Annotated in this window: 22 protein-coding genes; 6 read left to right on the top strand and 16 right to left on the bottom strand. The window is 71.9% G+C overall.

Annotated features, from left to right (window positions below; genetic code table 11):
- Positions 1-114: 114 nt before the first annotated feature.
- Positions 115-2421: an MMPL family transporter gene (locus ACIQIB_RS24565; protein WP_400658087.1), complete on the bottom strand. Its 2307-nt coding sequence runs from the start codon at positions 2419-2421 to the stop codon at positions 115-117.
- Between the two features lie 477 nt (positions 2422-2898).
- Here ACIQIB_RS24565 and ACIQIB_RS24570 point away from each other — a divergent pair, with 477 nt between their 5' ends.
- From ACIQIB_RS24570 to ACIQIB_RS24580, 3 genes are all read left to right on the top strand, one after another.
- Positions 2899-5079 carry an MMPL family transporter gene (locus tag ACIQIB_RS24570; protein ID WP_363609219.1) on the top strand — a complete coding sequence of 727 codons (2181 nt, stop codon included), beginning with the start codon at positions 2899-2901 and terminating at the stop codon, positions 5077-5079.
- A gap of 298 nt (positions 5080-5377) precedes the next feature.
- Positions 5378-5581 (top strand): cold-shock protein, encoded by a 204-nt coding sequence (locus tag ACIQIB_RS24575; RefSeq protein ID WP_363609217.1) that lies wholly within the window; start codon positions 5378-5380, stop codon positions 5579-5581.
- Positions 5582-5738: 157 nt separating this feature from the next.
- Positions 5739-7403, top strand: coding sequence for a DEAD/DEAH box helicase (locus ACIQIB_RS24580; protein WP_363609215.1), 1665 nt, complete (start codon positions 5739-5741; stop codon positions 7401-7403).
- A 71-nt stretch (positions 7404-7474) separates the two neighbouring features.
- Here ACIQIB_RS24580 and ACIQIB_RS24585 read toward each other — a convergent pair whose 3' ends face one another.
- From ACIQIB_RS24585 to ACIQIB_RS24650, 14 genes are all read right to left on the bottom strand, one after another.
- Positions 7475-7684 carry a DUF397 domain-containing protein gene (locus tag ACIQIB_RS24585; protein WP_363609213.1) on the bottom strand — a complete coding sequence of 70 codons (210 nt, stop codon included), beginning with the start codon at positions 7682-7684 and terminating at the stop codon, positions 7475-7477.
- Positions 7666-8007 (bottom strand): helix-turn-helix domain-containing protein, encoded by a 342-nt coding sequence (locus tag ACIQIB_RS24590; RefSeq protein WP_400760620.1) that lies wholly within the window; start codon positions 8005-8007, stop codon positions 7666-7668. Before ACIQIB_RS24590 ends, ACIQIB_RS24585 begins: the two co-directional genes overlap by 19 nt.
- A 244-nt stretch (positions 8008-8251) precedes the next feature.
- Positions 8252-8473: a hypothetical protein gene (locus tag ACIQIB_RS24595; protein WP_400760622.1), complete on the bottom strand. Its 222-nt coding sequence runs from the start codon at positions 8471-8473 to the stop codon at positions 8252-8254.
- Between the two features lie 41 nt (positions 8474-8514).
- Positions 8515-9306, bottom strand: a complete 792-nt coding sequence (locus tag ACIQIB_RS24600; protein WP_400760625.1) for a sirohydrochlorin chelatase — start codon at positions 9304-9306, stop codon at positions 8515-8517.
- Between the two features lie 11 nt (positions 9307-9317).
- On the bottom strand, positions 9318-10220 hold the full coding sequence (locus ACIQIB_RS24605; protein WP_363609205.1) for an ABC transporter permease: 903 nt from the start codon (positions 10218-10220) through the stop codon (positions 9318-9320).
- Complete coding sequence (locus ACIQIB_RS24610) at positions 10207-11037, bottom strand: ABC transporter ATP-binding protein (RefSeq protein WP_400760627.1); 831 nt, start codon at positions 11035-11037, stop codon at positions 10207-10209. The genes ACIQIB_RS24605 and ACIQIB_RS24610 overlap by 14 nt, the downstream gene beginning before the upstream one ends.
- Positions 11038-11229: 192 nt before the next feature.
- Positions 11230-12402 carry an aliphatic sulfonate ABC transporter substrate-binding protein gene (locus ACIQIB_RS24615; protein WP_363609203.1) on the bottom strand — a complete coding sequence of 391 codons (1173 nt, stop codon included), beginning with the start codon at positions 12400-12402 and terminating at the stop codon, positions 11230-11232.
- Between the two features lie 272 nt (positions 12403-12674).
- Positions 12675-13991, bottom strand: a complete 1317-nt coding sequence (locus tag ACIQIB_RS24620) for a GTP-binding protein (protein ID WP_363609201.1) — start codon at positions 13989-13991, stop codon at positions 12675-12677.
- Positions 13992-13993: 2 nt separating this feature from the next.
- Positions 13994-14941 carry a sulfate adenylyltransferase subunit CysD gene (cysD, locus tag ACIQIB_RS24625; protein ID WP_363609199.1) on the bottom strand — a complete coding sequence of 316 codons (948 nt, stop codon included), beginning with the start codon at positions 14939-14941 and terminating at the stop codon, positions 13994-13996.
- Positions 14938-15561 (bottom strand): adenylyl-sulfate kinase, encoded by a 624-nt coding sequence (cysC, locus tag ACIQIB_RS24630; RefSeq protein ID WP_400657962.1) that lies wholly within the window; start codon positions 15559-15561, stop codon positions 14938-14940. The genes cysD and cysC overlap by 4 nt, the downstream gene beginning before the upstream one ends.
- A 32-nt stretch (positions 15562-15593) precedes the next feature.
- Positions 15594-16295, bottom strand: coding sequence for a phosphoadenylyl-sulfate reductase (locus ACIQIB_RS24635; protein WP_363609197.1), 702 nt, complete (start codon positions 16293-16295; stop codon positions 15594-15596).
- Positions 16276-16455 carry a hypothetical protein gene (locus tag ACIQIB_RS24640; RefSeq protein WP_363609195.1) on the bottom strand — a complete coding sequence of 60 codons (180 nt, stop codon included), beginning with the start codon at positions 16453-16455 and terminating at the stop codon, positions 16276-16278. Before ACIQIB_RS24640 ends, ACIQIB_RS24635 begins: the two co-directional genes overlap by 20 nt.
- Positions 16456-16489: 34 nt before the next feature.
- A complete protein-coding gene (locus ACIQIB_RS24645) occupies positions 16490-18214 on the bottom strand; it encodes a nitrite/sulfite reductase (RefSeq protein ID WP_400760632.1) in 1725 nt (574 codons plus the stop codon).
- 198 nt (positions 18215-18412) lie between these two features.
- Positions 18413-18568: a putative leader peptide gene (locus tag ACIQIB_RS24650; RefSeq protein ID WP_400760634.1), complete on the bottom strand. Its 156-nt coding sequence runs from the start codon at positions 18566-18568 to the stop codon at positions 18413-18415.
- Between the two features lie 117 nt (positions 18569-18685).
- On the opposite strand from ACIQIB_RS24650, the gene ACIQIB_RS24655 reads away from it, so the two are divergent.
- A complete protein-coding gene (locus tag ACIQIB_RS24655; RefSeq protein WP_363609191.1) occupies positions 18686-19981 on the top strand; it encodes a YihY/virulence factor BrkB family protein in 1296 nt (431 codons plus the stop codon).
- Between the two features lie 13 nt (positions 19982-19994).
- On the opposite strand, the gene ACIQIB_RS24660 is transcribed toward ACIQIB_RS24655, so the two are convergent.
- A complete protein-coding gene (locus ACIQIB_RS24660) occupies positions 19995-21413 on the bottom strand; it encodes an FtsW/RodA/SpoVE family cell cycle protein (protein ID WP_400657957.1) in 1419 nt (472 codons plus the stop codon).
- Between the two features lie 360 nt (positions 21414-21773).
- On the opposite strand from ACIQIB_RS24660, the gene ACIQIB_RS24665 reads away from it, so the two are divergent.
- On the top strand, positions 21774-22814 hold the full coding sequence (locus tag ACIQIB_RS24665; protein ID WP_400760637.1) for a cytochrome c oxidase assembly protein: 1041 nt from the start codon (positions 21774-21776) through the stop codon (positions 22812-22814).
- A gap of 304 nt (positions 22815-23118) precedes the next feature.
- On the top strand, positions 23119-24234 hold the full coding sequence (rsgA, locus tag ACIQIB_RS24670) for a ribosome small subunit-dependent GTPase A (protein ID WP_400760639.1): 1116 nt from the start codon (positions 23119-23121) through the stop codon (positions 24232-24234).
- Positions 24235-24282: the final 48 nt, after the last annotated feature.

A 24282-nucleotide genomic window follows, 5' to 3' on the forward strand; every position in this document is an offset into this window, starting at 1 on the left:
GTGGGGGACGGTGATCATCATGACGCACGAGGGCCGGACCCCGCGTGACGCGGGGCCCGGCCGTGGAGCGGAGGAGCCGGTGGTTCCGGTGGTGGTGTGGTGCCGGTGGTGGTGTCAGACCTCGATCCGGCGGTGCCGCGCCCCCTCCGCCGGGGCGCCGGCGGGGGCGGGGACGGTGCCCTGCGAAACCTGGCCGGCATCGACCGGCGGGAAGCTCTCGCCGTGCGAGAGCTCGGGCAGCCAGCGCAGCCAGGACGGCAGGTACCAGTTGCGCTCGCCGAGCAGGGTCATCACCGAGGGCAGCAGCACCGCGCGGATCACGGTCGCGTCGATCAGCACCGCGACCGCCAGGCCGACGCCCATCTGCTTCATCGCCTGCATGGAGAGGGTGCCGAAGACCCCGAACACCGCCACCATGATCACCGCGGCGCTGGTGACCACCCCGGCCGTGGAACGGATGCCGTGCGCGATGGCCGTCCGGGTCGGCAGGCCGCGGTCGCGGCCCTCCTTGATCCGGGAGACCACGAAGACGTGGTAGTCCATCGAGAGGCCGAAGAGGATCACGAAGAGGAAGAGCGGCACCCAGGACTCGACCGCGCCGACCCCGGCGGTGCCCAGCAGCGAGGCGCCCACCCCGTGCTGGAAGACCAGCGTCAGCACCCCGTACGCGGCGCCGACCGAGAGCAGGTTGAGCACCACGGCGGTGGCGGCGACGGCCAGCGAGCGGAACGAGGTCAGCATCAGCAGGAAGGCGAAGAGCACCACGAAGCCGAAGACCAGCGGCATCGAGCCGGTCATCTTCGCGTTGAAGTCGTAGGAGCCGGCGGTGCGGCCGGTGACCGGGGCCTCGGTGCCGGGCACCTTGAGCACGGTGGCGGGCACGATCTCGCCGCGCAACGTCTTCAGCGCGTCGTTGCTGGCGGTGTCGTTGCCGCTGCCCTGCAGCGGGATGTCGACGGTGGCGATGTTCTTCTCGGGGTGCACGGCGACCTCGATCGGGCCGTGCATCCGGCCGCTGGCCAGGGCCCTGGTCCTGAGGTCGGCGATCGCGGCGGTCATCGCCGGGGAGGTGATGTCGGTGGCCTTGATCACCACGGTGGCGGGGGCGGGGCTGCCGGGGAAGGCGGCCTCGATCTTCTCCGAGGTGGTGACCAGTTCGTTGCCCTTGGGCAGCTGCTGCTGGAAGGTGAGGTTGGCGGTGTGCATGGTCAGCATCGGCGCGGCGAGGCCGACCAGGAGCGCCCCGGCGAGCACGGTGGCGGCCAGCGGGTGGCGCAGCACGGGGGTGAGGACGGCGTTCCAGACCCGGCCGCCGGTCGCGGCGGCGTCCGGGCGGCGCAGCCGGGCCAGCAGCGGGACGCGGCCCTTCTCGACCTTGTCGCCGAGCATCGACAGCAGCGCGGGCAGGACGGTCAGCGAGCCCAGCACGGCGGTGATCACGACCACGATGGTGGCGTAGGACATGGCCTGGAACTCGGCGATGCCGGTGAGGAACATGCCGGCCATGGCGACCACGACGGTGACACCGGAGACCAGGACGGCCCGGCCGCTGGTGGCGGCGGCGATCTTCAGCGCGGTCTCCAGGTCGCGCCCGGCGGCCCGCTCCTCGCGCTCGCGGCGCAGGTAGAAGAGGCAGTAGTCGACGCCGACCGCGAGGCCGACCAGCAGCATCACCGAGCTGGCGTTGTCGCTGGTGTGCAGGAAGCCGCTGCTCAGCGCGACCAGCCCGCCGGCCGCGACGAAGGCGGTGATGGCCAGCACCACCGGCAGCACGGCGGCGACCAGCGCGCCGAAGGCGATCAGCAGGATGCCGAGCGCGAGCGGCACGGCGGTCCACTCGGCGCGGGCGAAGTCGTCGGAGAACTGGTCCTGGATCCACTTGTTGGAGCTGGCGTCGCCCAGCTCGACCACGGTCAGGTCCGGGTGCTGCTTCTGCACCTGGGCGACGGCGTCCATGATGGCCGGGACGTTCTCGACGGCCTCCTTGCGCTCGCCCTTGACGGTGAACTGGACGAGCGCCGAGTGCCCGTCCGCGGAGACCGCCTTGGTGTCGTACGGGGATTGGACACCTTCGGCCTTGCCGGTGCCGTTGACGGCGCTCACCACCTGGTCGACGGCGGTTCGGAAGGTCGGGGCGTCGGCGGTCAGCGCGGTGCTCTGGACGAGGACGGTCTCACTGGCGGGGGGCTTGAGGCCTGCCTCGTCGAGGATCTTGGCGGCGCGGGCGACCTGGCCCGGCATCGACTCGGAGTCGGCGACCTTCTCGCTGCCGTGCAGGCCGCCGAGGAAGGTGGCGAGGACGACGAAGAGCAGCCAGCCGAAGACGGCTGTCTTTCTGTTCCGGGCGCTCCAGGCGCCCATCGAGGCAGCCATGCCGAGCTTGGTCTTCACGGGATTTCCCCCAGGGAGAGCGGCGGTCATCGCCGGGTGAGCGGCGGTGGCCACCCCGGCGGGATCAGGTCGCGGGCGGTGCGCCCGGCGTCGCAATCGACAGTAGGGAAAAGGCCGTTGACCAGGTATCCGGCTGGCGGGGGAGTTCTTCCTGGGGGTTTCCTCGGGGGAGGGGTGGGGTTATCCCTACCCCCCTACCCTGATGTCTCCTCCCTCGGGGTGGGGGAGGGAAGTCCACCCTGAGGGGGAGCGGTCTCCACCCCGAGTACGAGGTACGGGGGTCGTCCGGCGGGTGAAGATGGTCGGGGCTCGCCGTTCGGCGACCCTGAGGGGGGTCGGCCACGGGGGCTGCTTGCCGGGCGGCAAGCAAGTTCTCGTAGGATGATGTCCTCTGAACACTTACCTGCCGACCGGCAAGGGGGCTCCGCGTTCCCCGCCGGTCCTGCCGTCGCCCGACGTCCCGTCCCTCAGGGCTGCGGTGAGTCATGCCCAGGAGGCATCACGAGCATGTTCCACCGAATAGGACAATTCGTCGTCCGCTACGCCTGGTGGGTGATCGCGGCGTGGATGGTCGCGGCCATCGCGATCATCGGGACGGCGCCCAAGCTGACCGCCAACACGGACGAGTCGGCGTTCCTGCCCAAGCACTACGAGTCCATCCAGGCCATGCAGGTCCAGGAGAAGGCCTTCCCGTCCGCCGTCTCGCCGTCGGCGCTGCTGCTCTTCGAGCGTACCGACGGCGGCAAGCTGGACGAAGCGGACAAGGCCGCCATGGCCAAGGTCGTGCAGGGCCTGACCGACAAGAACATCCCGCTGGTCCAGAAGGTCCTCCCGGTCAGTGACGAGTCCGTCTCCAAGGACGGCAAGTACGCCATGTCGATGGTCGCCATCGACAAGTCGAAGATGCAGACCGACGAGTACAGCGACGCCGCCAAGAAGCTGCGCGAGGAGGGGACTTCGCTCGCTTCCGGCAGCGCCCTGAAGTTCCAGGTCGGCGGCCCGGCCGCGAGCGCCCTGGACCAGAAGGACTCCGGCAAGACGGCGGAGATGCTGATCGGCGTCGGCACCATCGTGATCATCCTGCTCACGCTGGGGATCATCTTCCGCAGCCCGATCATCGCGCTGCTGCCGGTCATCTCGGTGGCCATCTACTCGATGGTCGCCAACGGGCTGATCGCCGACGCCAGCAAGCTGTTCGGCCTCAAGGCCGACAACTCGATGTCCGCGATCCTGATCGTGGTGCTGTACGGCGTCGGTACCGACTACTTCCTGTTCCTGATGTTCCGCTACCGCGAACGGCTGCGGGCCGGGGACACCCGCAAGGAGGCCGTGGCCAACGCCGTCGGCCGGGTCGGCGAGGCGATCGCCTCCGCGGCCGGCGCCGTCGTGGTCGCCTTCGCGGTGCTCGTCCTCTCCAGCCTCGGCATGTTCAAGGCGCTCGGCCCCTCGCTGGCCATCGCCGTGGCGGTCACCGCGGTCGCCTCGGTCACCCTGGTGCCGGCGATCCTCTGCCTGATCCCGGAGCGGGTGCTGTTCTGGCCGTCCAAGGCCTGGCAGCGCGAGCCCTCCAGCGCCCGCTTCGCCGCGATCGGCCGCGGCGTCAGCCGCCGCCCGGCCATGGCCGCCCTGGTCTCCGGTCTGGTGATGGTCGGCCTGGCGCTCGCCGCCCTCGGCTACAAGGGCACCTTCGACCTGGCCGGCAGCTCCATGCCGAAGACCAAGGAGTCGATGGTCGTCCAGGACACGATGATCAAGGCGTACTCGGCCGGCGCCGCCGACCCCGCCCACGTCTACGTCTCCAGCCAGAACGGCACCAAGCTCGACGCCGCCGGCCTCCAGGGCTACGTGGCGGAGCTCGGCAAGGTCGACGGCGTCAGCGGCGCCGTCCTGGCCGACCCGGCGCGCAACATCAGCGCGGACGGCCTCACCGCCGACATCACCGTGGTGCTGAAGGACGAGTCGGCCAGCAACGCGGCCATCGACACCATCGGCGCGGTCCGTGATGTCGCTCACGACAAGGCCCCGGCCGGCACCAAGGCGTACGTCGCCGGCACCAGCTCCGTGTACAAGGACATCAACACGGCGATGGTGCACGACTACACGCTGGTCTTCCCGGTCGCCGCCCTGCTGATCATGATCATCCTCGGCCTGCTGCTGCGCAGCGTGGTCGCCCCCTGGTACCTGATGGCCTCGGTCGGCCTCGGCTTCGGCGCCACCCTCGGCGCCACCAAGCTGGTCTTCCAGGACATGAAGGGCGAGGCGGGACTGATGTTCATGCTGCCGATCTTCATCTACCTGTTCGTGGTGGCGATCGGCACCGACTACAACATCCTGATGATCGCCCGCCTGCGGGAGGAGGCCCGGGAGGGCCGCAGCCCGCGCGAGGCGGCCGGTCAGGCGATCCGCCACGGTGGTCCGACGGTGGCCGCGGCCGGGTTCATCCTGGCGGCGACCTTCGCCACCATGCTGCTCGCGGGCAACACCATGCTCAGCGAGATGGGCTTCTCGATCGCCATCGGCATCATCGTCTCGGCCTTCGTGATGTCGATGTTCTTCACCCCGGCGCTCACCGCGCTGCTCGGCCACCGCGCCTGGTGGCCCGGCCACGGCGACACCGTCGGCCACGGTTCCGGCCCGGCGCCGCTCGCCGGCGCGCACGACGTACCGGAACCGGCCGGACGGCACTGACCGTTCGTAGTCGGCCAGGGGCGGGCGGTACTCTCTTCGGGGGGTGCCGCCTGCCCCCTTTCCCCGGCCGGCAAACGTGACGTGCTGGGCAAAAAAGCCCCGGTCACTCGGGGTGTCGTCGTGCTACAGTCGAACCAGTTGCAGTTTTGGTTCCCATGAACGTGTGTGTGCGCCTGCTGGTTCCAACCAACAGGCGCATTTGTTTTGTCCGGTGTTTCAGTCTCCGGATGGGGATCGCGGCTACTTTGGGGCCCGCGAGGTGCGGGTTCCGATGCCCCAGTTTTTAGAGGAGACGGTTATGGCTACCGGCACCGTGAAGTGGTTCAACAGCGAAAAGGGCTTCGGCTTCATCGAGCAGGACGGTGGCGGCGCCGACGTGTTCGCCCACTACTCGAACATCGAGGCGCAGGGCTTCCGTGAGCTCGTCGAGGGCCAGAAGGTCGAGTTCGACGTCACGCAGGGCCAGAAGGGCCCGCAGGCCGAGCACATCCGCGTCATCTGAGTCCAGCCACAGAGCTGACTCGCGATCTCGCGCAGCGAGGGCCCGTACCGCACGGTGCGGGCCCTCGCCCATGCCGCCGAACGGCCGGGGCGGCACCTGACTCCCGACGGCCGAACCGCCCCGATCCCGGGGTGCCAGACGACCGGACGGAGACTCCGTGACCACCCCTGCCCGCTCGCCCCGCGAGGGCGACCGCAACCGTAAGCCCCGCAGCCGCAACACCGGCGCGGGTGCACCGCGCAGCGCCGGCACCCGTGGTGGCGCCCCCCGCAACGGCGCACCCCGCAAGAGCGCCCCGCGCGCCGCCGAGCCCGCCGACTTCACCGTGGTCGAGGGCACCCCGCCCCGCCCGCCGGTGGCGAGCTTCGCCGAGCTGGAGCTGCCCAAGGGCATCCTGAGCGCGCTCACCCGTGAGGGTGTCATCGAGCCGTTCCCGATCCAGGCCGCCACCCTGCCGGACTCCATGGCCGGCCGCGACGTGCTCGGCCGCGGCCGCACCGGCTCCGGCAAGACCCTCGCCTTCGGCCTGCCGCTGCTCGCCCGCACGGCCGGCCGTCGCGCCGACGCCCGGTACCCGCTGGCGCTCGTCCTGGTACCCACCCGCGAGCTGGCCCAGCAGGTGACCGACGCGCTCACCCCCTACGCCACCGCGGTCAACCTGCGGATCGCCACCGTCGTCGGCGGCATGTCGATCACCCGGCAGGCCAACGCCGTGCGCCGCGGCGCCGAGGTCCTGGTCGCCACCCCGGGCCGGCTGGACGACCTGATCAACCGCGGCGACGTCCGGCTGGACCACGTCGCCATCACGGTCCTCGACGAGGCCGACCAGATGGCCGACATGGGCTTCCTGCCGCAGGTCACCAAGCTGCTGGAGCAGGTCGCCGAGGGCGGGCAGCGGATGCTGTTCTCCGCCACCCTGGACCGCAACGTGGACCGCCTGGTGCGGCGCTTCCTGACCGACCCGGTGACCCACTCGGTCGACCCGTCGGCCGGCGCGGTGACCACCATGGACCACCACGTGCTCCAGCTGGACGCGTCCGACAAGGCGTCCGCCACCGCGCACATCGCCTCCCGCGAGGGGCGCCTGATCATGTTCGTGCACACCAAGCACGGCGCCGACCGCCTCGCCAAGCAGCTGCTGGCCAACGGCGTGAAGGCGGCCGCCCTGCACGGCGGCAAGTCCCAGCCGCAGCGCAACCGGGTGCTCGACCAGTTCCGCGACGGCCACGTCACCGCGCTGATCGCCACCAACGTCGCCGCCCGCGGCATCCACATCGACGGCCTCGACCTGGTCGTCAACGTCGATCCGCCGATCGACCACAAGGACTACCTGCACCGCGGCGGCCGCACCGCCCGGGCCGGCGAGTCCGGCACGGTCGTCACCCTGGTCCTGCCCGAGCAGCGCCGCGAGGTCAGCCGGCTGATGACGGTGGCCGGCATCCGCCCGACCACCACCAAGATCCGCCCCGGCGACGCCGAGCTCAGCCGCATCACCGGCGCCCGCACCCCCAGCGGCGTGCCGGTCACGGTGGCCGTCCCGGTCGTCACCCAGCCGGCCGCCGCCGCGGACGGGAAGGCCGGCGCCCCGCGCCGCCGCCCCGCCAAGCGCTCCGGCCTGCCGACCGACGTCGACATGAACGGCAACCCCCGCCGCCCCCGCCCCAAGCAGCGCATGGGCGCGGCCGGCGGCGGCCAGGGCGGCGGCGGCTCCCGCCAGGCGGCCGGCTTCATCGGCCGCTCCTCCGGTCGCGCCAAGCCCGGCTCCGGCACCAAGTCCGGCTCCAACTACGGCACCGGCCGCCAGCGCCGCAAGTCGGACTGACGCCACCTGACCAACGGCCCGGCACCCCTGACGAGGGGTGCCGGGCCGTTCTGCACTCCTGTGGGCAACGGTCAGACCGTGCCGAACTCGCCATCCTGGACGGCCGCCACGAAGGACTGCCAGGCGTCGGCCGGGAAGATCAGAGCGGGGCCGGCCGGGTCCTTGGAGTCGCGGACGGGCATGAGGCCGGCGAACCCCGGCGCGACCTCGACGCATGCGCCGCCGTTGCTGCTGTAGCTGGACTTGATCCAGTGTGCGCGGGTCAGGTCAGTGCTGGACATGGGGATGGTTCCTCCCGGACGGCGCGGATCATGGCAAGGGAATCGGCCCTCGACAGTGCTAGCAGGGCCGTGTGCTTGTGCTGGAACCACATCAGCACCAGCGTGCCGCCTGTGTTCAGTACTTCGTCGACCTTGCGCGCGAACTGCTCGCTGGGCGCCTCGCGGGATGCAAGTTCGGTGTAGGAGACGTACGAGGGGTCGTAACCGACCTTCCTGGCCAACTCCGCCTGCGTCAGCCCCGCAGCCTCGCGTGACCTGCGAAGTTGCACGCCGAAAGGCGCCCAGTGGCTTGATGCCGGATCAAGTTGCTTTCGATTCACCATGGTTCACCAACCTGGGAAGGCGTCAGTCTCCTGTCAGGAGATGAGGCCGATCGTACGCCAGCAAGGTCCGTCGTGGGTACGGATTGTGAGAGTTCATGAGCACAGAGCTACCTGTGGCGGTTGGAACATGGTGATGGATCGCAGGATTCCCAAGATGGGGTCGTTGTCTCCAGCCGGAAGATCAGCCTCCGGGGCCTCGGGTCTCGGCCGGTTCGGCCGTTCGTGCGAGGGTGTCGCTCGTGGTCTAGGCCTCGCGCAGTTCCGTCCGGATGATCCGCTTGGCCTCGGCGGCGAGGTTGGGGTTGGCGCTGACGCCTGTCCCGGTGAAGCTCAGCCGGTGGCGTGGCGGGGTCTCGCCCTCACCTGTCGGGCGGAGTGTGTGACGGCGGATCTCCTCGGCCTGCCCGGCATTCAGTCGCCCGATGAGGTCGGGGAGTTCGGGTTGGCGGTCGTGGGCGACACTCATGTCACGAGGCTACCGACCCCGTACCCGTCGCTGCGGGTGGCTCAGGCGGTGCGGGCCGGGGCGGCGAGGGTGGCCGGGCGGGCGGCGTCGTAGCGGGTCAGGAGGAGGCGGGCGACCTCGGGGGCGGGGCCCAGGACGCCGGCCAGGAGGTCGGCGCCGGCGTCCTCGGCGGCGGTCGCGATGCGGTCCGGGAGGAGGCCGGGGGCGAGCAGGTACGGCGCGACGGCGACCTGCCGGGCGCCCGCGGCGCGCAGGGCGGCGACGGCGTCGGGGACGCGGGGCCCGGCGGCGGAGGCGTAGGCGACCTCGGCGGCGGCCCAGCCGCGGGTGCGGCGCCACTCGGCGGCCACCGCCCGGGTGGCGGCGTCGGCGGCCGGGTCGGAGGAGCCCGCGGCGGCGAGGACGACACCGGTGCGGGCCCGGACGGCGGCGGAGGAGACGTCCAGCCCGGCCTCGGCGAGGCGGCGGTCCAGGGCGGCGAGCAGCAGCGGCGAGGGGCCGAGCACGTCCGCCACGGGCAGGGCGGCGCCGGCCGCGCGCAGGGCGGCGGGGATGTCGTGCTTGGCGTGGAAGGCGCGGTTGAGCAGCAGCGGCACGGCCACGGCGGCGGTGAGGCGGGCGACCACCTGCGGGATGCGCGGCGCGCAGTGGTCCAGGTAGGCGGTGGCCACCTCCAGACCGGGCTGCAGGGCGCGGACCTGCCCGACCAGCGCGGCCACCGTCGCGGCGTGCCGGGGGTCGCGGCTGCCGTGGGCGATCAGCAGCAGGGCGGGGCCGCCCGCCACCACCGGTGCGGTGGCGGCGGACAGCCGGCCTTCGTTCCTGCGGAGCATGCGGAGCGGCCTTACTTGACGGCGGCCAGCAGGCCGCGGTTGCGCAGCACCCGGCGCTCGATCGGGGTGAACACCAGCAGCTCGATGGCGATCCCGACGAACAGGATGAGGATGATACCGAGCAGCACCCCGGCCATGTCGGAGAACTCCCGCTGGTTCTCCAGGTACCGGCCCAGGCCCAGGCCCAGGTCGGGGGAGGAGGCGACGAGTTCGGCCGCCATCAGGGAGCGCCAGGAGAACGCCCAGCCCTGCTTGAGGCCGGCCAGGTAGCCGGGCAGCGCGGCCGGCAGCAGGATGTGCCTGGCCCCGGCCAGGCCGGTGGCGCCGATGGTCCGTCCGGCCCGCAGGAACAGCGGCGGCACCTGGTCGATGCCGGACACCAGCCCGTTGGCGATGGACGGGACGGCGCCGAGCAGGATCACCGCGTACATCATCGAGTCGTTGATGCCGAGCCAGATGACGGCGGCCGGCACCCAGGCGACCGACGGCAGCGACTGCAGACCGGAGAGCACCGGCCCGAGGGCGGCCCGCACCGGCTTGACCCGGGCGACCACCAGGCCGATCGGGGTGCCGATGACGACGGCGACCACGAAGCCGGACAGGCCGCGCCAGACGCTGGTCCAGATGATTGAGAACAGCGTGCCTTCCGTCCAGAGGTCCCCTGCGGCCCCCAGGACGTCGGCCGGGCTGGGCAGCTTGTACGAGGGGGTGAGGTGCAGGCTGTAGGCGCCCTGCCAGAGGGCGAGCACCAGCACCACGCCGAGCAGCGGCGGCAGCGCCTTCTGCCGGAGCACCTCGCCGAGCGAACTGCGCTGCGCGGTGACGGAGTCCAGCGCGTCCAGGCCGGCCCCGACGTCGGCCGAGTCGGTGGGCGCGGCCTTGTCCAGGACCGGGGTGGTGTCAGTGCTGGCCATGGCGACGGATCTCCCCACGCAGTTCTTCGGTGATCTCGATGGACAGGTCGGCGACGCCGGCGGACTCGATCCGGCGCGGCTGTGGCAGGTCGATCCGCCACTCACGGGCGACCCGGCCGGGACGGGAGGAGAGCAGCACCACGCGCTGGGCGAGCCGGACGGCCTCCCGCACGTTGTGGGTGACGAACAGGACGGAGAGCTGCCGCTCGGCCCAGATCCGGGTGATCTCGTCGTGCAGGACGTCCCGGGTGATGGCGTCGAGCGCGGCGAACGGTTCGTCCATCAGCAGCACCGAGCCGCCCTGGGCGAGCGCGCGGGCCATCGCCACGCGCTGGCGCATGCCGCCGGAGAGCTCGTGCACGCGCTTGCCGTACGAGCCGCCGAGGCGGACGAGTTCGAGCAGCCGCTCGGCCTCGGCCTTGCGTTCGGGGCGGGCCACGCCGTTGAGCCGCAGGGCCAGTTCGATGTTCTTGCCGGCCGTGAGCCAGGGGAACAGCGCGTGCTCCTGGAACATCAGCGCGGGGCGACCCCCGGCCACCTCGATCGAGCCCGCGGTGGGCTTGTCGAGTCCGGCGACCAGGTTGAGCAGGGTGGACTTGCCGCAGCCCGAGGCTCCGAGCAGCGTGACGAACTCTCCCGGCGCGACATCGAGCGTGATGTCGTCCAGGACGGGGGTCTCCGAGCCTGCGCGGCCGAAGGACTTGTGCACGTGCGAGATCCGGACGGCGGGCGAGCCGCCGCGGGCGTCGACGCCGGTGGCGTCTTCCGAGGTGGTCAGTGCCGGGGACATCCGGGCACCTCCTGCATGAGTGGTCATGGGCCCCTCCTGCCGTTGGCGGGCAGGGAGGGAGAGGCTGGCGACGCGGGGCCGGGGTCCGGCCCCGCCCGTCCCGTGCTTGCGGGCATCGATTGGGCATCGACCGGGCGGGCGGGGTCCGGACCGCGGAGCTTGGAGCGCGGCGGCGCGCCACGGGTGTGACGCGGCCGGCCGCGGGTGGGGCGGGCCGCGCTACTTGGTGCCGAGTCCGGCGTCCGCCACGGCGCTCTGGCCCTGGGCCGCGAGCACCTTGTTGAGCAGGGTGAGGTCGTAGATGCCGTTCAGGTTCGGCTTCTTGAGCAGGCCCGCGGTGACGGCGTGGTCGGCCTCGGCCTGGAGGGTGTTGGCCAGCGGGTCGTCCAGGAAGTCGATGTCCTGCCAGGCCGGGTCGAGGATGGCCGCGTCCAGCGCGCTGCCGGCCTCCTTCTTGATGGCCTCGTTGGCGTCGGCCTTGGCCTTGTCCGGGTTGGCCTTGATGAAGGCGTTGGTGTTCACCGAGCCGCGCAGCACGGCCTCGACCACGTCCGGGTGCTCCTTGAGGAACTTCTGCGAGACGATGATGTTGGTGATCACGAACTTCTTGTCCGGCCAGATGTCCTTCTCGTTGAGCAGGACCTTCGCGCCGAGGGTGACCAGCTTGGACGCGGTGGGCTCGGGCGCCCAGGCGCCGTCGATCGAGCCCTGCTTGTAGGCGTCCGGGGTGACCTTGTTGTCCGAGCGGACCACCGAGACGTCACCGGCGCCGGTCTTGGCGTCCACCTTGTAGCCCTTGCCGGCCAGGTAGTTGAGCAGCGCCACGTCCTGGGTGTTGCCCGCCTGCGGGGTGGCGATCTTCTTGCCCTTGAGGTCGTCCAGGGAGGAGATCTTGTCGGGGTTGACCACCAGCTTGACGCCGCCGGAGGCCGAACCGCCGATGATCTTCAGCGACTCGCCGTTGGACTGGGTGTAGCCGTTGATCGCGGGGGAGGGGCCGATCCAGCCGATGTCGATGGAGCCGGCGTTGAGCGCCTCGATCTCGGACGGGCCGGCGTTGAAGACCTGGGTCTTGATCTGGGTGGCGCCCAGCTCCTTCTGGAAGATGCCCTCCTGGAGCCCGACCAGCGGGGTGCCGTGGGTCAGGTTGGCGAAGTAGCCGATCTTGACCGTGTCGGCGGAGAGCTTCGCACCGGAGGCGGAACCGGCGGCGGGGGCCGCGGAGCCGGACTTCTTGTCCTCGCTCTTCGAACCGTAGCCGCAGGCCGAGAGCAGGGCCACGGCGGTGAGGCCGGCTATGGCGGCCGCGGCGGAGCGTCTGATCCGACCGGCGGCCGGGCGTGCGGGCCTATGGGGAAGCGGGCTGTGCGGGAGTGCCTGGTTCGGTGCCATGGGCGGAGTCCTGTTCACGGACGGACCGTCAGGAGGCGGTCTCGGGGCGGAAGTCGGGCGGTGGTGCTTGCGGCATCGGGATGCCGGGCAAGCCGGGCCCGCGTCGCTGTACCGGCTGTGGGGCGGGACAGCGGCGGCGGGGCCCGGTGACAGGGCTGCCAGTCAGCCCTGTCGGCCCGCACATCGGGTCAGGCCGCCCTGGCCACTGCCGAGGACGCCGCTGCCGATGCGGCCGCCTTCCTTGTCCATGCCCGAGAACGCCTCGCTGGGCATCAGACCCAGTCCTCCTCGTTGGATGCGTCGGGTGCGTCGGTGCGTACGGTGTCGAACGCCTCGCCCGCCATGCCGGCGGTGAGGGTGGTGCCGTCGGCCGGGTCGATCAGCAGGAACGAGCCGGTCCGGCGGTTGTCGGAGTAGGCGTCGAGGGCCAGCGGCTCGGCGGTGCGGAGCACCACGTGGCCGAGGTCGTTGACGTTCAGCCCCTCGGCGCCGGAGCGCCGTTCGAGCGTGTCGATGTCGATGCGGTAGGTGATGTCCTTGACCAGCGCCCGGACGGTGCGGGTGGTGTGCTTGAGCAGCACCTTGTCACCGGCGCGCAGCGGGCGCTCGCTGAGGTGGCTGACGGTGGCCTCGATGTCCTTGGTGGGCACCGGGGCCGGGCCGGCCGCGATCAGGTCGCCGCGCGAGATGTCGATGTCGTCGGCGAGCCGGACGGTGACCGACTGGGGGGCCCAGGCGACGTCGGTCTCGGTGCCGAGCGCGTCGATGCCCGCGACGGTGGTGGTGTGGCCCGAGGGCAGCACCGTCACCGCGTCGCCGACCCGCAGCACACCGGAGGCCAACTGCCCGGCGTAGCCGCGGTAGTCGGGGTGCTCCTCGGTCTGCGGGCGGATCACGTACTGGACCGGGAAGCGGACCGGTTCGGCGCTCGGGTCGCTGCCGACGGGCACCGTCTCCAGGTGCTCCAGCAGGGTCGGGCCGCCGTACCAGTCCATGTGGGCGGACGGCTCGACCACGTTGTCCCCGGCGAGCGCGGAGATCGGGACGGCGACCACGTCCTTGACGCCCAGCGAGGCGGCGTAGACGGTGAACTCCTCGGCGATGCGGGCGAAGACGGGCTCCGCGTAGTCGACGAGGTCCATCTTGTTGACGGCCAGCACGACGTGCGGCACCCGCAGCAGCGCCGCGACGGCGGCGTGCCGGCGGGTCTGCTCGACCACGCCGTTGCGGGCGTCGACCAGCACGACCGCGAGTTCGGCGGTGGAGGCTCCGGTCACCATGTTCCGGGTGTACTGCACGTGCCCGGGGGTGTCGGCGAGGATGAACCGCCGCCGGGGGGTGGCGAAGTAGCGGTAGGCGACGTCGATGGTGATGCCCTGCTCGCGCTCGGCGCGCAGGCCGTCGGTGAGCAGCGCGAGGTCGGGCGCGTCCTGGCCGCGGCTCAGGGAGGCGCGCTCGACGGCCTCCAGCTGGTCGGCCAGCACGGACTTGGAGTCGTGCAGCAGTCGGCCGACCAGGGTGGACTTGCCGTCGTCGACCGATCCCGCGGTGGCGAAGCGCAGCAGGGCGGTGGCGGTTGCGGTGGTCATGGTTAGAAGTACCCCTCGCGCTTGCGGTCTTCCATCGCTGCCTCGGAGAGCTTGTCGTCGGCGCGGGTGGCGCCGCGTTCGGTGAGGCGGCTGGCGGCGATCTCGGCGATGACGTCGGCGATGGTGACGGCGTCGGAGTCGACGGCTCCGGTGCAGGACATGTCGCCGACGGTGCGGTAGCGGATCAGGCGCCGCTCGACGGGTTCGTGGTCCTTGGGGCCGCCCCAGTCGCCGGCGGTGAGCCACATGCCGGAACGGGAGAAGACGTCGCGCTCGTGGGCGTAGTAGATCTCGGGGAGTTCGATGTTCTCGCGCTCGATGTACTGCCAGACGTCCAGCTCGGTCCAGTTGGAGAGCGGGAAGACGCGGACGTGCTCGCCGGGCGCGTGGCGGCCGTTGTAGAGCGACCAGAGCTCGGGGCGCTGGCGGCGCGGGTCCCAGGCGCCGAACTCGTCGCGCAGGGAGAAGACGCGCTCCTTGGCGCGGGCCTTCTCCTCGTCGCGGCGGCCGCCGCCGAAGACGGCGTCGAACTTGTGGGACTCGATGGCGTCGAGCAGCGGGACGGTCTGGAGCGGGTTGCGGGTGCCGTCGGGGCGCTCGCGCAGGCGGCCGTCGTCGATGAAGTCCTGGACGTGGGCGACGTGCAGGCGCAGGGAGTGCCGGGCCGCGACGCGGTCGCGGTAGGCGATCACCTCGGGGAAGTTGTGGCCGGTGTCGACGTGCAGCAGCGAGAACGGGATCGCGGCCGGCCGGAACGCCTTCAGCGCCAGGTGCAGCATGACGATGGAGTCCTTGCCGCCCGAGAAGAGGATCACCGGGCGCTCGAACTCCCCCGCGACCTCGCGGAAGATGTGCACCGACTCCGCTTCCAGCGCGTCCAGGTGGGACAGCGCGAAGGGGTTCTTCGAACCGTCGTCGGTGTGGACCGGGCTGTCGGTCGCGGTGGTCATGCGAGGCCCCTCTCGGTCAGGAAGGCGTGCAGCTCGGCGGCGGAGTCGGCCACCTCGCGGCCCTGGGTCTGGAGGCGCAACTCCGGGTTCTCCGGGGCCTCGTACGGGTCGTCGACACCGGTCAGGCCGGAGATCTCGCCGGCCGCCTGCTTCGCGTACAGCCCCTTGACGTCGCGCTCGGCGCAGAGTTCCACCGGGGTGGCGACGTGGATCTCCAGGAACTCGGTGCCGGCCGCGGCGTGCCGCTCGCGGACGGCGGTGCGGGAGTCCGCGTACGGGGCGATGACCGGGGCGAGCACCTTGACGCCGTGGGCGGCGAGCTTCTCGGCCACGAAGCCGATCCGGGTGACGTTGGTGTGGCGGTCCTCGCGGGTGAAACCGAGGCCCTTGGAGAGGAACTCGCGGATCTCGTCGCCGTCCAGGACCTCGACCCGGTGGCCCTCGGCGCGCAGCCGCTCGGCCAGGGCGAAGGCGAGCGTGGTCTTGCCGGCGCTCGGCAGCCCGGTCAGCCACACGGTGGCGCCGCGCTCGCGGGGGGCGGCCGCGCGGGCCGTCCCTGCGGCTCCGTCGGCGGCCGGGCCCGCGGCGGAGCCGCTGATGGACACAGGGGCTGTCGTCACGGTGAAGTCTCCATAGGGGTGTTGACGGTGGATCAGAGGTGGATGCCGCACTCGGTCTTGCCGGATCCCGACCAGCGGCCGGCCCGGGCGTCCTCGCCCTCGGCGGGCTTGCGGGTGCAGGACAGCGGCGCGCAGCCGACGGACGTGTAGCCCTCCCACAGCAGCGGGTTGAGCAGGACGCCGTTGGCGTTGACGTAGGCGTCCACGTCCTCCTGCGTCCAGCGGGCGATCGGGGCGAGCTTGACCTTGCGGCGCTTGGCGTCCCAGGCGACCACGGGGGTGTTCGCCCGGCTGGGCGACTCGTCGCGGCGCAGCCCGGTGGCCCAGGCGTCGTAGCCGCCGAGGCCGCGGTTGAGCGGCTCGACCTTCCGCAGCGCGCAGCACAGGTCGGGGTCGCGGTCGTGCAGGGCGGGCCCGTACCGGGCGTCCTGCTCGGCCACGGTCTGCAGCGGCTTGAGGGTGATGACGTTGACCGGCATCACCGCCGCCACCGCGTCCCGGGTGCCGATGGTCTCCGGGAAGTGGTAGCCGGTGTCGAGGAACACCACGTCCACGCCGGGGAGGACCGAGGAGGCGAGGTGGGCCACGACCGCGTCCTCCATGGAGGAGGTGACGCAGAACCGCTTGCCGAAGGTGTCGGCGGCCCAGGCCAGGATCTCCTGCGGGGTCGCCTCCTCCAGCTCGCGGGCGGCCCGGACGGCGAGCGCCTCGTGGTCAGGCGTCGTGCCGGTCATGCGGCCCACCCCCGTTGGTCGTCGACAGCAGGCCGAGGAACTTCAGCTGGAAGGCCCGGCGGCAGGCGTGGCACTCCCAGGCGCCGTGCCCGGCCTCGGAGGGCCGCAGGTCCTCGTCGCCGCAGTACGGGCAGAAGAACGGTGCCGCTCGCTCACTCATGCGCCCACCTCGCCGGCTCGTCCGCTTCGCTCGTTCACGAGAGCTGCTCCTCGCCGGCCCGGGCCGCCCACTGGGCGAAGCGCTCGCCCTCGGCGCGGTCGGCCTGGTAGCGGGTCAGAACGCGCTCGACGTAGTCGGGCAGGCCGTCCTTGGTGACCTTGAGCCCGCGGACCTTGCGGCCGAAGCCGGCCTCCAGGCCCAGCGCGCCGCCCAGGTGCACCTGGTAGCCCTCGACCTGCTCGCCGTTCTCGTCGGTGACCAGCTGGCCCTTGAGGCCGATGTCGGCGACCTGGATGCGGGCGCAGGCGTTGGGGCAGCCGTTGATGTTGATGGTCAGCGGCTCCTCGAAGTCCGGCAGGCGCTTCTCCAGCTCGTCGATGAGCGTGCGGCCGCGCTCCTTGGTCTCGACGATGGCGAGCTTGCAGTACTCGATGCCGGTGCAGGCCATGGTGCCGCGGCGGAACGGCGACGGGGTGACCCGCAGGTCCAGCGCCTCCAGACCGGCCACCAGCGACTCGACCCGGTCCTCGGCGATGTCGAGGACGATCATCTTCTGCTCGGCGGTGGTGCGCAGCCGGTCGCTGCCGTGCTCGGCGGCGAGGTCGGCGATCCGGCCGAGCAGTCGGCCGTCGACCCGGCCGACGCGCGGCGCGAAGCCGACGTAGTAGCGGCCGTCCTGCTGCCGGTGCACGCCGACGTGGTCGCGCCAGCGGCCGCTGGGCTCGCTCGGCGCCGGGCCGTCGACGAGCCGGTACTTGAGGTACTCGTCCTCCAGGACCTGGCGGAACTTCTCCACGCCCCAGTCGGCGACCAGGAACTTCAGCCGGGCGCGGTTGCGCAGCCGGCGGTAGCCGTAGTCGCGGAAGATGCCGATGACGCCGCCGTAGACGTCCGCGACCTCGTCCAGCGGGACCCAGGCGCCCAGGCGTACGCCGAGCTTGGGGTTGGTGGAGAGCCCGCCGCCGACCCAGAGGTCGAAGCCGGGGCCGTGCTCGGGGTGGACGACGCCGACGAAGGCGACGTCGTTGATCTCGTGCGCGACGTCCAGCAGCGGGGAGCCGGAGACGGCGGACTTGAACTTGCGCGGCAGGTTGGAGAAGTCCGGGTTGCCGATGAAACGGCGCTGGATCTCCTCGATGGCGGAGGTGCCGTCGATGATCTCGTTCTCGGCGATGCCGGCCACCGGGGAGCCGAGGATGACGCGCGGGGTGTCGCCGCAGGCCTCGGTGGTGGAGAGGCCGACGGCCTCCAGCTTCTGCCAGATCGCGGGGACGTCCTCGATCCTGATCCAGTGGTACTGGATGTTCTGCCGGTCGGTCAGGTCGGCGGTGTTGCGGCCGTACTGCTCGGAGACCTCGGCGATCGCCTTCAGCTGGGCGACGGTGAGCCGGCCGCCGTCGATGCGGACGCGGAGCATGAAGTACTCGGCGTCGAGCTCGTGCGGGTCCAGGATCGCGGTCTTGCCGCCGTCGATGCCCTCCTTGCGCTGGGTGTAGAGACCCCACCAGCGCATCCGGCCGCGCAGATCGGCGGGGTCGATCGAGTCGAAGCCGCGCTTCGCGTAGATCGTCTCAACACGTGTCCGTACGTTGAGACCGTCGTCGTCCTTTTTGAACTGTTCGTTGGCGTTCAGCGGCGTGAAGTGGCCCATGCCCCACTGGCCCTCGCCGCGGTGGCGGGTCACCTTGCGAGCCGCCGCGGGGCGGCGCGCGCCGGCGCTGTCGGCCGTGGGCTCGGCGGTCTCGGGAGTGGTGGCCATGGTGAAGTCCTTCGGAGGCAGGTGGCTCTGACGCCGGGTGGGTCGCTGGGCGTGCTCGGCCGTGCGCTGCTGCTGTGACCTGCGGGTTTCTCAGGACCGGGGGAGCAGTGGCCGTGGCCGGGCGGGCGCCTGCGCATCCGCTTCGGCGGGGATGGCGAGAGGTGGCGCCGGGGGCGGTGGGTGGCGGCGGGGTAAGGCTCAGGTCACCGGACAGATGGCGCTGGACACGCGAAGGAGATCGACGTGGAGTCGACCAACTAGGGTGGTTCCGGCGCTAGGCATGGACAAGAGATTCGCACGGAGCACGACTCGCGGTCCACTAACGTCCGTATAATGGACGTAAAGGTTTCGCATGCCGAGATGTCGGAGCGTTCCCGCCGCTCGTCGGATTCCGCCCCCGGCGCGGGCCCTCGCGCCGGTACCGCGACACGGAGATCAACGGACCGGTTCCGGCCCGATACCGTTAGCCCTGTGCAACCAGCAGGCGAAACGACGAGACCGAACCCCGAGCGGCCCTCCCGTCGTCGGGGCAAGGGCTCCCGGCGGGGGGTCAGGAAGCAGGCCACCTGGCGCAGTACGGCCTGGGGGCTGGTCAAGGACACCACCAACACCTGTGTCGAGTACCGGGTCACCGGCCTGGCGGCCGAGGCGGCGTTCTTCACCCTGCTCTCGATCCCGCCCCTGCTGCTCTGCCTCGCCGGAACCCTCGGCTACCTGGACGAGTTCCTCGGCGCGGGCACCATCGACAGGCTGAAGCAGGACATCGTCAAGGCGGCCGGGACGGTCCTGTCGGACTCGTCGATCAAGCAGGTCGTGGTCCCCCTGCTGAACGACGTCTTCGACCACACCAGGCCAGACCTGATCTCGATCGGCTTCCTGCTCTCGCTCTGGTCCGGCTCCCGGGCGCTGTACATCTTCATCGACACCATCACCGTGATGTACGGGCTCGACGGCAAGCGCGGCATCGTCAAGACCCGGCTGATGTCGCTCGGCCTCTATCTCGGCGCCCTGGTCATAGGCTCCCTGGTGCTGCCGCTGCTGCTGGCCGGCCCGGGGCTGGTGCTGAACGCCGTCCCCGACATCGCGACACTGGTCAACGCCGCCTACTGGCCGTTCGCCATCCTGCTGCTGATCGTCTTCCTCACCACGCTCTACCACCTCGCCGTGCCGGTCTCCACGCCCTGGCGGGAGGACATCCCCGGTGCGCTGGTGGCCCTGGTCGTCCTGGTGTTCTGCAGCGTGGCCCTGCGCCTCTACCTGGTCAGCTCGGTCGAGGGCCCCTCGGTGTACGGCTCGCTGGCCGCGCCGGTGGCCGTGCTGCTGTGGATCTTCGTGGTCGCGCTCGCGGTGCTCATCGGCGCCGCCATGAACGCCGCCATAGACCGGCGCTGGCCCACCCTGGAGACCGCCGACGCCCGCGCCGAGAACGAGCGCGCCAACGAGGAGGCCGCCGCCGCGGTGGTCCGCGAGGTCGCCGCCCGCCGCGCCGTCGAGCGGGCCCGCCGGGCCCGTGAACTCGGCCTCGCCGAGGGCGCCGAGGAGGAGTACTACGAGGACGAGGGCGACGACGTCGACGTGCCCTCCGAGTACCCCGAGCGCTGGGCCGACGTGCTGGCCGCCGACAACGTCCGCGGCCGGATCACCGCGCGCGGCGGACCGCACCACCGGCCCACCCCGCCCCCGCCGGACAGCGACCGGCCCACCGCGCCGCCGCCCGACCGCACCCTGCCCAGCTATCCGCCCCGGCCGCCGTGGGAGCAGCGGTAGCGCGGTCGGGCCGTTAGACCGCCGGCACCGCCGCCGTCACCAGGTTCGACACCGGTGGCGGCTCCAGGGCGGTCCGGCCGGCCGAGTCGCTCAGCTTGACCAGCAGGGCGATCATCAGCCAGTTCGCCACCATCGACGAGCCGCCGGCCGCCAGGAACGGCAGCGCCTTGCCGGTCAGCGGGATCAGCCCGCTGACCCCGCCCACCACCACGAACACCTGGAGCGCCAGCGCCGCGGACAGCCCGGTCGCCAGCAGCTTGCCGAACGGGTCGGAGAGCCCGACCGCCGTCCGCAGCCCGCGCTGCACCAGCAGCCCGTAGACCAGCAGCACCGCCGTCACCCCGGTCAGGCCCAGCTCCTCGCCGATGGTGGTGAAGATGAAGTCGCTGCGCCCGGCGAAGCCGATCAGCCAGGGCCGGCCCTCGCCGAGCCCCGTCCCGGTCAGATGTCCGGTGGCCAGGCTGAACAGCGCCTCGGCGGGCTGGTCGGAGACCAGCGCCTTGTCGTGGACCGGCAGGTAGATGTCCAGCGGGTGCAGCCAGGCCTCCACCCGGCCGTGCACATGCGGCTCCAGGGTGCCGACCACGGCCGCGCCCCCGACGGCCATCAGCAGGCCGAGCACCATCCAGCTGGTGCGCTCGGTCGCCACGTACAGCATCACCACGAAGACACCGAAGAAGATCAGCGAGGTGCCGAGGTCGCGCTCGAAGACCAGCACCAGCAGGCTGGCCACCCAGATCGCCAGCACCGGCCCGGCGTGCCGGCCGCGCGGCAGGGTCAGTCCCCAGACCTTGCGGCCGGCCAGCGCCAGCGCGTCCCGGGAGGCCATCAGATAGCCGGCGAAGAAGACGGTGATGGCGACCTTGACGAACTCGTCCGGCTCGAACGAGAGCCCGGCCACCCGGATCCAGCGCTTGGCCCCGAAGCTGTCGCCCGGGAAGAACGCGGGAGCGGCCAGCAGGACCAGCGCGCCCGCCATGATCAGGTAGACGTAGCGCTGGAAGAACCGGTGGTGCCGGATCGTCACGATCAGCGCGACGGCCGCCACCACCGCGATCACCACCCAGGTCAGCTGGGACGGCGCGGTCGGCAGCTTCTGGTAGTCGCCCTTGGCCGCGTGCACGGCCGCGTACGACTTGTCGAGCCGGTCGAGCAGCAGCAGCCCGAGCCCGTTCAGCAGCACCGCGAGCGGCAGGATCAGCGGGTCCGCGTACGGGGCGAACCGGCGGACCGCCAGATGGGCGGCCAGGACCAGCAGACCCAGGCCGCCGCCGTGCACCAGCAGGCCGGGCGGCAGCTTCCCGGTCATCGCCAGGTCGGCGTCGACGTGTCCGGCGAGACAGACCACCACCGCGAGGGCCAGCAGGCCGAGCTCGATGTTGCGGTGGCGCGCGGCCAGCCGGCGGCCCTCGCCGCGTGCACTGCTTCGCACCCTGTTGTCCCCTTGTCCACCCCCGTGGCCGGAATGCCGCGGTGCATCCTCCCAGACGAAGGCGGTGGCCGGGCGGTTGCGGTTTTCGGGGCCGGCCCCGGTGGGCCGGTCCTGCGGGCCCGGTTCCGGGCCGTAGCCCTGGGTCATCGGTTGGGAGCCGGGTGGCCGTGGGTGGCCGTGGGCCTGCGCCGGGATTCGCCCGTCCGGGGGACCCTGGCGGTGGTGATCCACTCGGGATCGGCCATCATGGCCGGGCGCCGTCGCCCGCCCGGGTGACGGCCGCGGGTTGACGGCCGTGCGCTGACGGCGGGCGGTGACGGCGGCGCGGTCGCGGTGGAGCGAGAACGGGGTGACGGACGGATGGACGGCTCGGTACAGGCGATCGGCTACCACGGACCGCCGCCCTGGCAGTGGGCCGACCTGGTGACCTCGTGGACGGCCGAGCCGCTGGTGCTCACCCTCGCGGTGCTGCTCGGCGGCTGGTACCTGTACGCGGTGCGGACCGTCACGCGCGCGGGCGCGGGCGCGGGCGCGGGCGCCGGTACGGGCGCGGTGTCGGGTGAGGGCTGGCAGCCGACCCGGACCGCGGCCTTCCTCGGCGGGCTGCTGCTCTGGGTCTGGGCCACCTGTTCCGGCCTCGGGGTGTACGAGCGGGTGCTGTTCACCGACCGGGCCGTGCAGGTGGTGCTGCTGCTGATGCTGGTCCCGCTGCTGCTGGCGCTGGGGGCACCGGTCTCGCTGCTGGTGCGCTCCTCGCCCCCGGCCCGCCGGGAGCGGATCCTGCGGGCGCTGCGCGGCCGCCCGTCCAAGGTGCTGATGTTCCCGGCCGTGTCGACCGCGCTGCTGATGGCCCCGCCGTGGCTGCTCTACTTCACCCCCTGGTACCAGGAGTCGCTGGCCAGCGGGCTGGGAAACGCCGCCCTGCACCTCGTGCTGGTCGCGCTCGGCCTGGCGTACTTCTGGCCGCGACTGCAGATCGACCCGGTCGGGCACGAGTACCCGCACCTGGTCGGGCTGTTCATCACCTTCGCCGAGGTGATCTTCGACGCGGCGCTCGGCCTGGTGCTGATCTACGGCGGCCATCTGGTCGCCGGGCACTACTACGAGGCGCTCGGCCGGCCGTGGGGGCCGAGCCCGGCACAGGACCAGACCTGGGGCGGCAACGTGCTCTGGGTGCTCGGGGACCTGGTCGGGCTGCCGTTCCTGGTCGCGCTGGTCCGCCGCATGATCGTGCAGGGGCGGGAGGAGAACGCCGCGGTGGACGCGGCGCTGGACGCCCGCTTCGAGGCGGCGGCCGCCGAGGCGAAGGCGGCGGGCGGGCCGGCCGAGGAGGAGCAGGGCATGCGGCCCTGGTGGCTGGACGACCCCGGCCTGCGGCACCGTTTCGGCGGTCCGTCGTAGGGCTTGTCCGGGCGGCCGCGCCGGTGCGGCGGCCGTCGAAAACCGCAGGTCAAAAATCGGTTGGCGGCCTCGGAGGCGTTGGCTACGGTGTGACCAGTCCGATTCGGGGCCGTTGTCGCGGCCCAAGGAGAGAAACAGGAGGTGAGCCTCGTGGCTGTCACTGCCGTCACGGCTGCCCTGGGCAGCGCTCGCATAGACCACCTCCCCCTCCCGGCCGCCGGCTGACGCACCCGAGACGCCCGACTCCTCGTCTCACGCAGCCGCAGCCCGCCGGGATCACGTTCCTCCCGAAGGGCCCACTGCGTTGTTCAACGCTGCCTCCGAATCCGTCACCTTCTCCGACTCCTCCGGCTCCCCGCTGTCCGGCTACGGCTGGACGTCCACGCTCGACGAGCTCTTCGCGCCGCTCGCCGAGGCCGGGCTGACCCCTGCCCGGATCGTCCGGGTCGACCGCGGCCAGTGCGACGCCGTGCTGACCGACCCCGGGACGGGTGAGCTGCGCACCGTCCGGGCCGACACCCGGCCGGTCGGCGACGCCGACATGATCAACTGCCCCTGCACCGGCGACTGGGCGGCGGTGGACCTGGCGGCCGCGCCGATGCCCACCGTCGCCGCGCTGCTGCCGCGCTCCACCGCGATCATCCGCAAGGTCGCCGGCAAGCGGTCCGACGGCCAGGTGCTGGCCGCCAACGTGGACACCGTCCTGATCGCCGCCTCGCTCGCCGCCGAACCGGACCTCGGCCGGATCGAGCGCTTCCTCGCCCTGGCCTGGGAGTCCGGCGCCGAGCCGCTGGTCGTGCTCACCAAGGCCGACCTGGTCGACGACGCCGATTTCATCCGCGCCGACGTCGAGGGCATCGCGCCCGGTGTGACGGTGCTGACCGTCAGCGCCGGGACCGGCGAGGGGGTGGACGTGCTGCGCGCCTGCACGCCCGGCACCACCGCGCTGATCGGCCAGTCCGGCGTGGGCAAGTCCACCTTGACCAATGTGCTGGCCGGCGCCGAGGTGATGGCCGTCCAGCAGGCCCGCGCGGCCGACCAGAAGGGCCGTCACACCACGACCACCCGCGAGCTGATCCCGCTGCCCGGCGGCGGGGTACTGATCGACACGCCCGGCCTGCGCGAGGTCGGCCTCTATGGTGGCGAGGGGGTGGCGATGGCCTTCGCCGACATCGCGGAGCTGGCCGAGGAGTGCCGCTTCCACGACTGCGGCCACCACACCGAGCCCGGCTGCGCGGTGCGGGCCGCGCTGGAGGACGGCACCCTGCCGCAGCGCCGGATGGACAGCTATCTCAAGCTCCAGCGCGAGAACGAGTGGATCGCCTCCCGCTCGGACGCCCGGCTGGCCTCCGCCCGGCTGAAGAAGTGGAAGGCCATCACCAAGTCGGTGCGGGCCGCGGGAGGTCCCGTGAAGAGGTGAGGCCGGCCGGGCAGCCGTTCGCGATCGCCCGGCCCCCTGCGGCGGGGT

The sequence above is a fragment of the Kitasatospora sp. NPDC092286 genome (assembly GCF_044755565.1).
GTDB lineage: Bacteria > Actinomycetota > Actinomycetes > Streptomycetales > Streptomycetaceae > Kitasatospora.

What these genes read in the sequence shown, in the direction of transcription:
- ACIQIB_RS24565 (WP_400658087.1), bottom strand. Translation starts at nt 2,421, where the DNA reads ATGACCGCCGCTCTCCCTGGGGGAAATCCCGTGAAGACCAAGCTCGGC.
- ACIQIB_RS24570 (WP_363609219.1), top strand. Translation starts at nt 2,899, where the DNA reads ATGTTCCACCGAATAGGACAATTCGTCGTCCGCTACGCCTGGTGGGTG.
- ACIQIB_RS24575 (WP_363609217.1), top strand. Translation starts at nt 5,378, where the DNA reads ATGGCTACCGGCACCGTGAAGTGGTTCAACAGCGAAAAGGGCTTCGGC.
- ACIQIB_RS24585 (WP_363609213.1), bottom strand. Translation starts at nt 7,684, where the DNA reads ATGTCCAGCACTGACCTGACCCGCGCACACTGGATCAAGTCCAGCTAC.
- ACIQIB_RS24590 (WP_400760620.1), bottom strand. Translation starts at nt 8,007, where the DNA reads ATGGTGAATCGAAAGCAACTTGATCCGGCATCAAGCCACTGGGCGCCT.
- ACIQIB_RS24595 (WP_400760622.1), bottom strand. Translation starts at nt 8,473, where the DNA reads ATGAGTGTCGCCCACGACCGCCAACCCGAACTCCCCGACCTCATCGGG.
- ACIQIB_RS24600 (WP_400760625.1), bottom strand. Translation starts at nt 9,306, where the DNA reads ATGCTCCGCAGGAACGAAGGCCGGCTGTCCGCCGCCACCGCACCGGTG.
- ACIQIB_RS24605 (WP_363609205.1), bottom strand. Translation starts at nt 10,220, where the DNA reads ATGGCCAGCACTGACACCACCCCGGTCCTGGACAAGGCCGCGCCCACC.
- ACIQIB_RS24610 (WP_400760627.1), bottom strand. Translation starts at nt 11,037, where the DNA reads ATGACCACTCATGCAGGAGGTGCCCGGATGTCCCCGGCACTGACCACC.
- ACIQIB_RS24615 (WP_363609203.1), bottom strand. Translation starts at nt 12,402, where the DNA reads ATGGCACCGAACCAGGCACTCCCGCACAGCCCGCTTCCCCATAGGCCC.
- ACIQIB_RS24620 (WP_363609201.1), bottom strand. Translation starts at nt 13,991, where the DNA reads ATGACCACCGCAACCGCCACCGCCCTGCTGCGCTTCGCCACCGCGGGA.
- cysD (WP_363609199.1), bottom strand. Translation starts at nt 14,941, where the DNA reads ATGACCACCGCGACCGACAGCCCGGTCCACACCGACGACGGTTCGAAG.
- ACIQIB_RS24635 (WP_363609197.1), bottom strand. Translation starts at nt 16,295, where the DNA reads ATGACCGGCACGACGCCTGACCACGAGGCGCTCGCCGTCCGGGCCGCC.
- ACIQIB_RS24640 (WP_363609195.1), bottom strand. Translation starts at nt 16,455, where the DNA reads ATGAGTGAGCGAGCGGCACCGTTCTTCTGCCCGTACTGCGGCGACGAG.
- ACIQIB_RS24645 (WP_400760632.1), bottom strand. Translation starts at nt 18,214, where the DNA reads ATGGCCACCACTCCCGAGACCGCCGAGCCCACGGCCGACAGCGCCGGC.
- ACIQIB_RS24650 (WP_400760634.1), bottom strand. Translation starts at nt 18,568, where the DNA reads ATGCGAAACCTTTACGTCCATTATACGGACGTTAGTGGACCGCGAGTC.
- ACIQIB_RS24665 (WP_400760637.1), top strand. Translation starts at nt 21,774, where the DNA reads ATGGACGGCTCGGTACAGGCGATCGGCTACCACGGACCGCCGCCCTGG.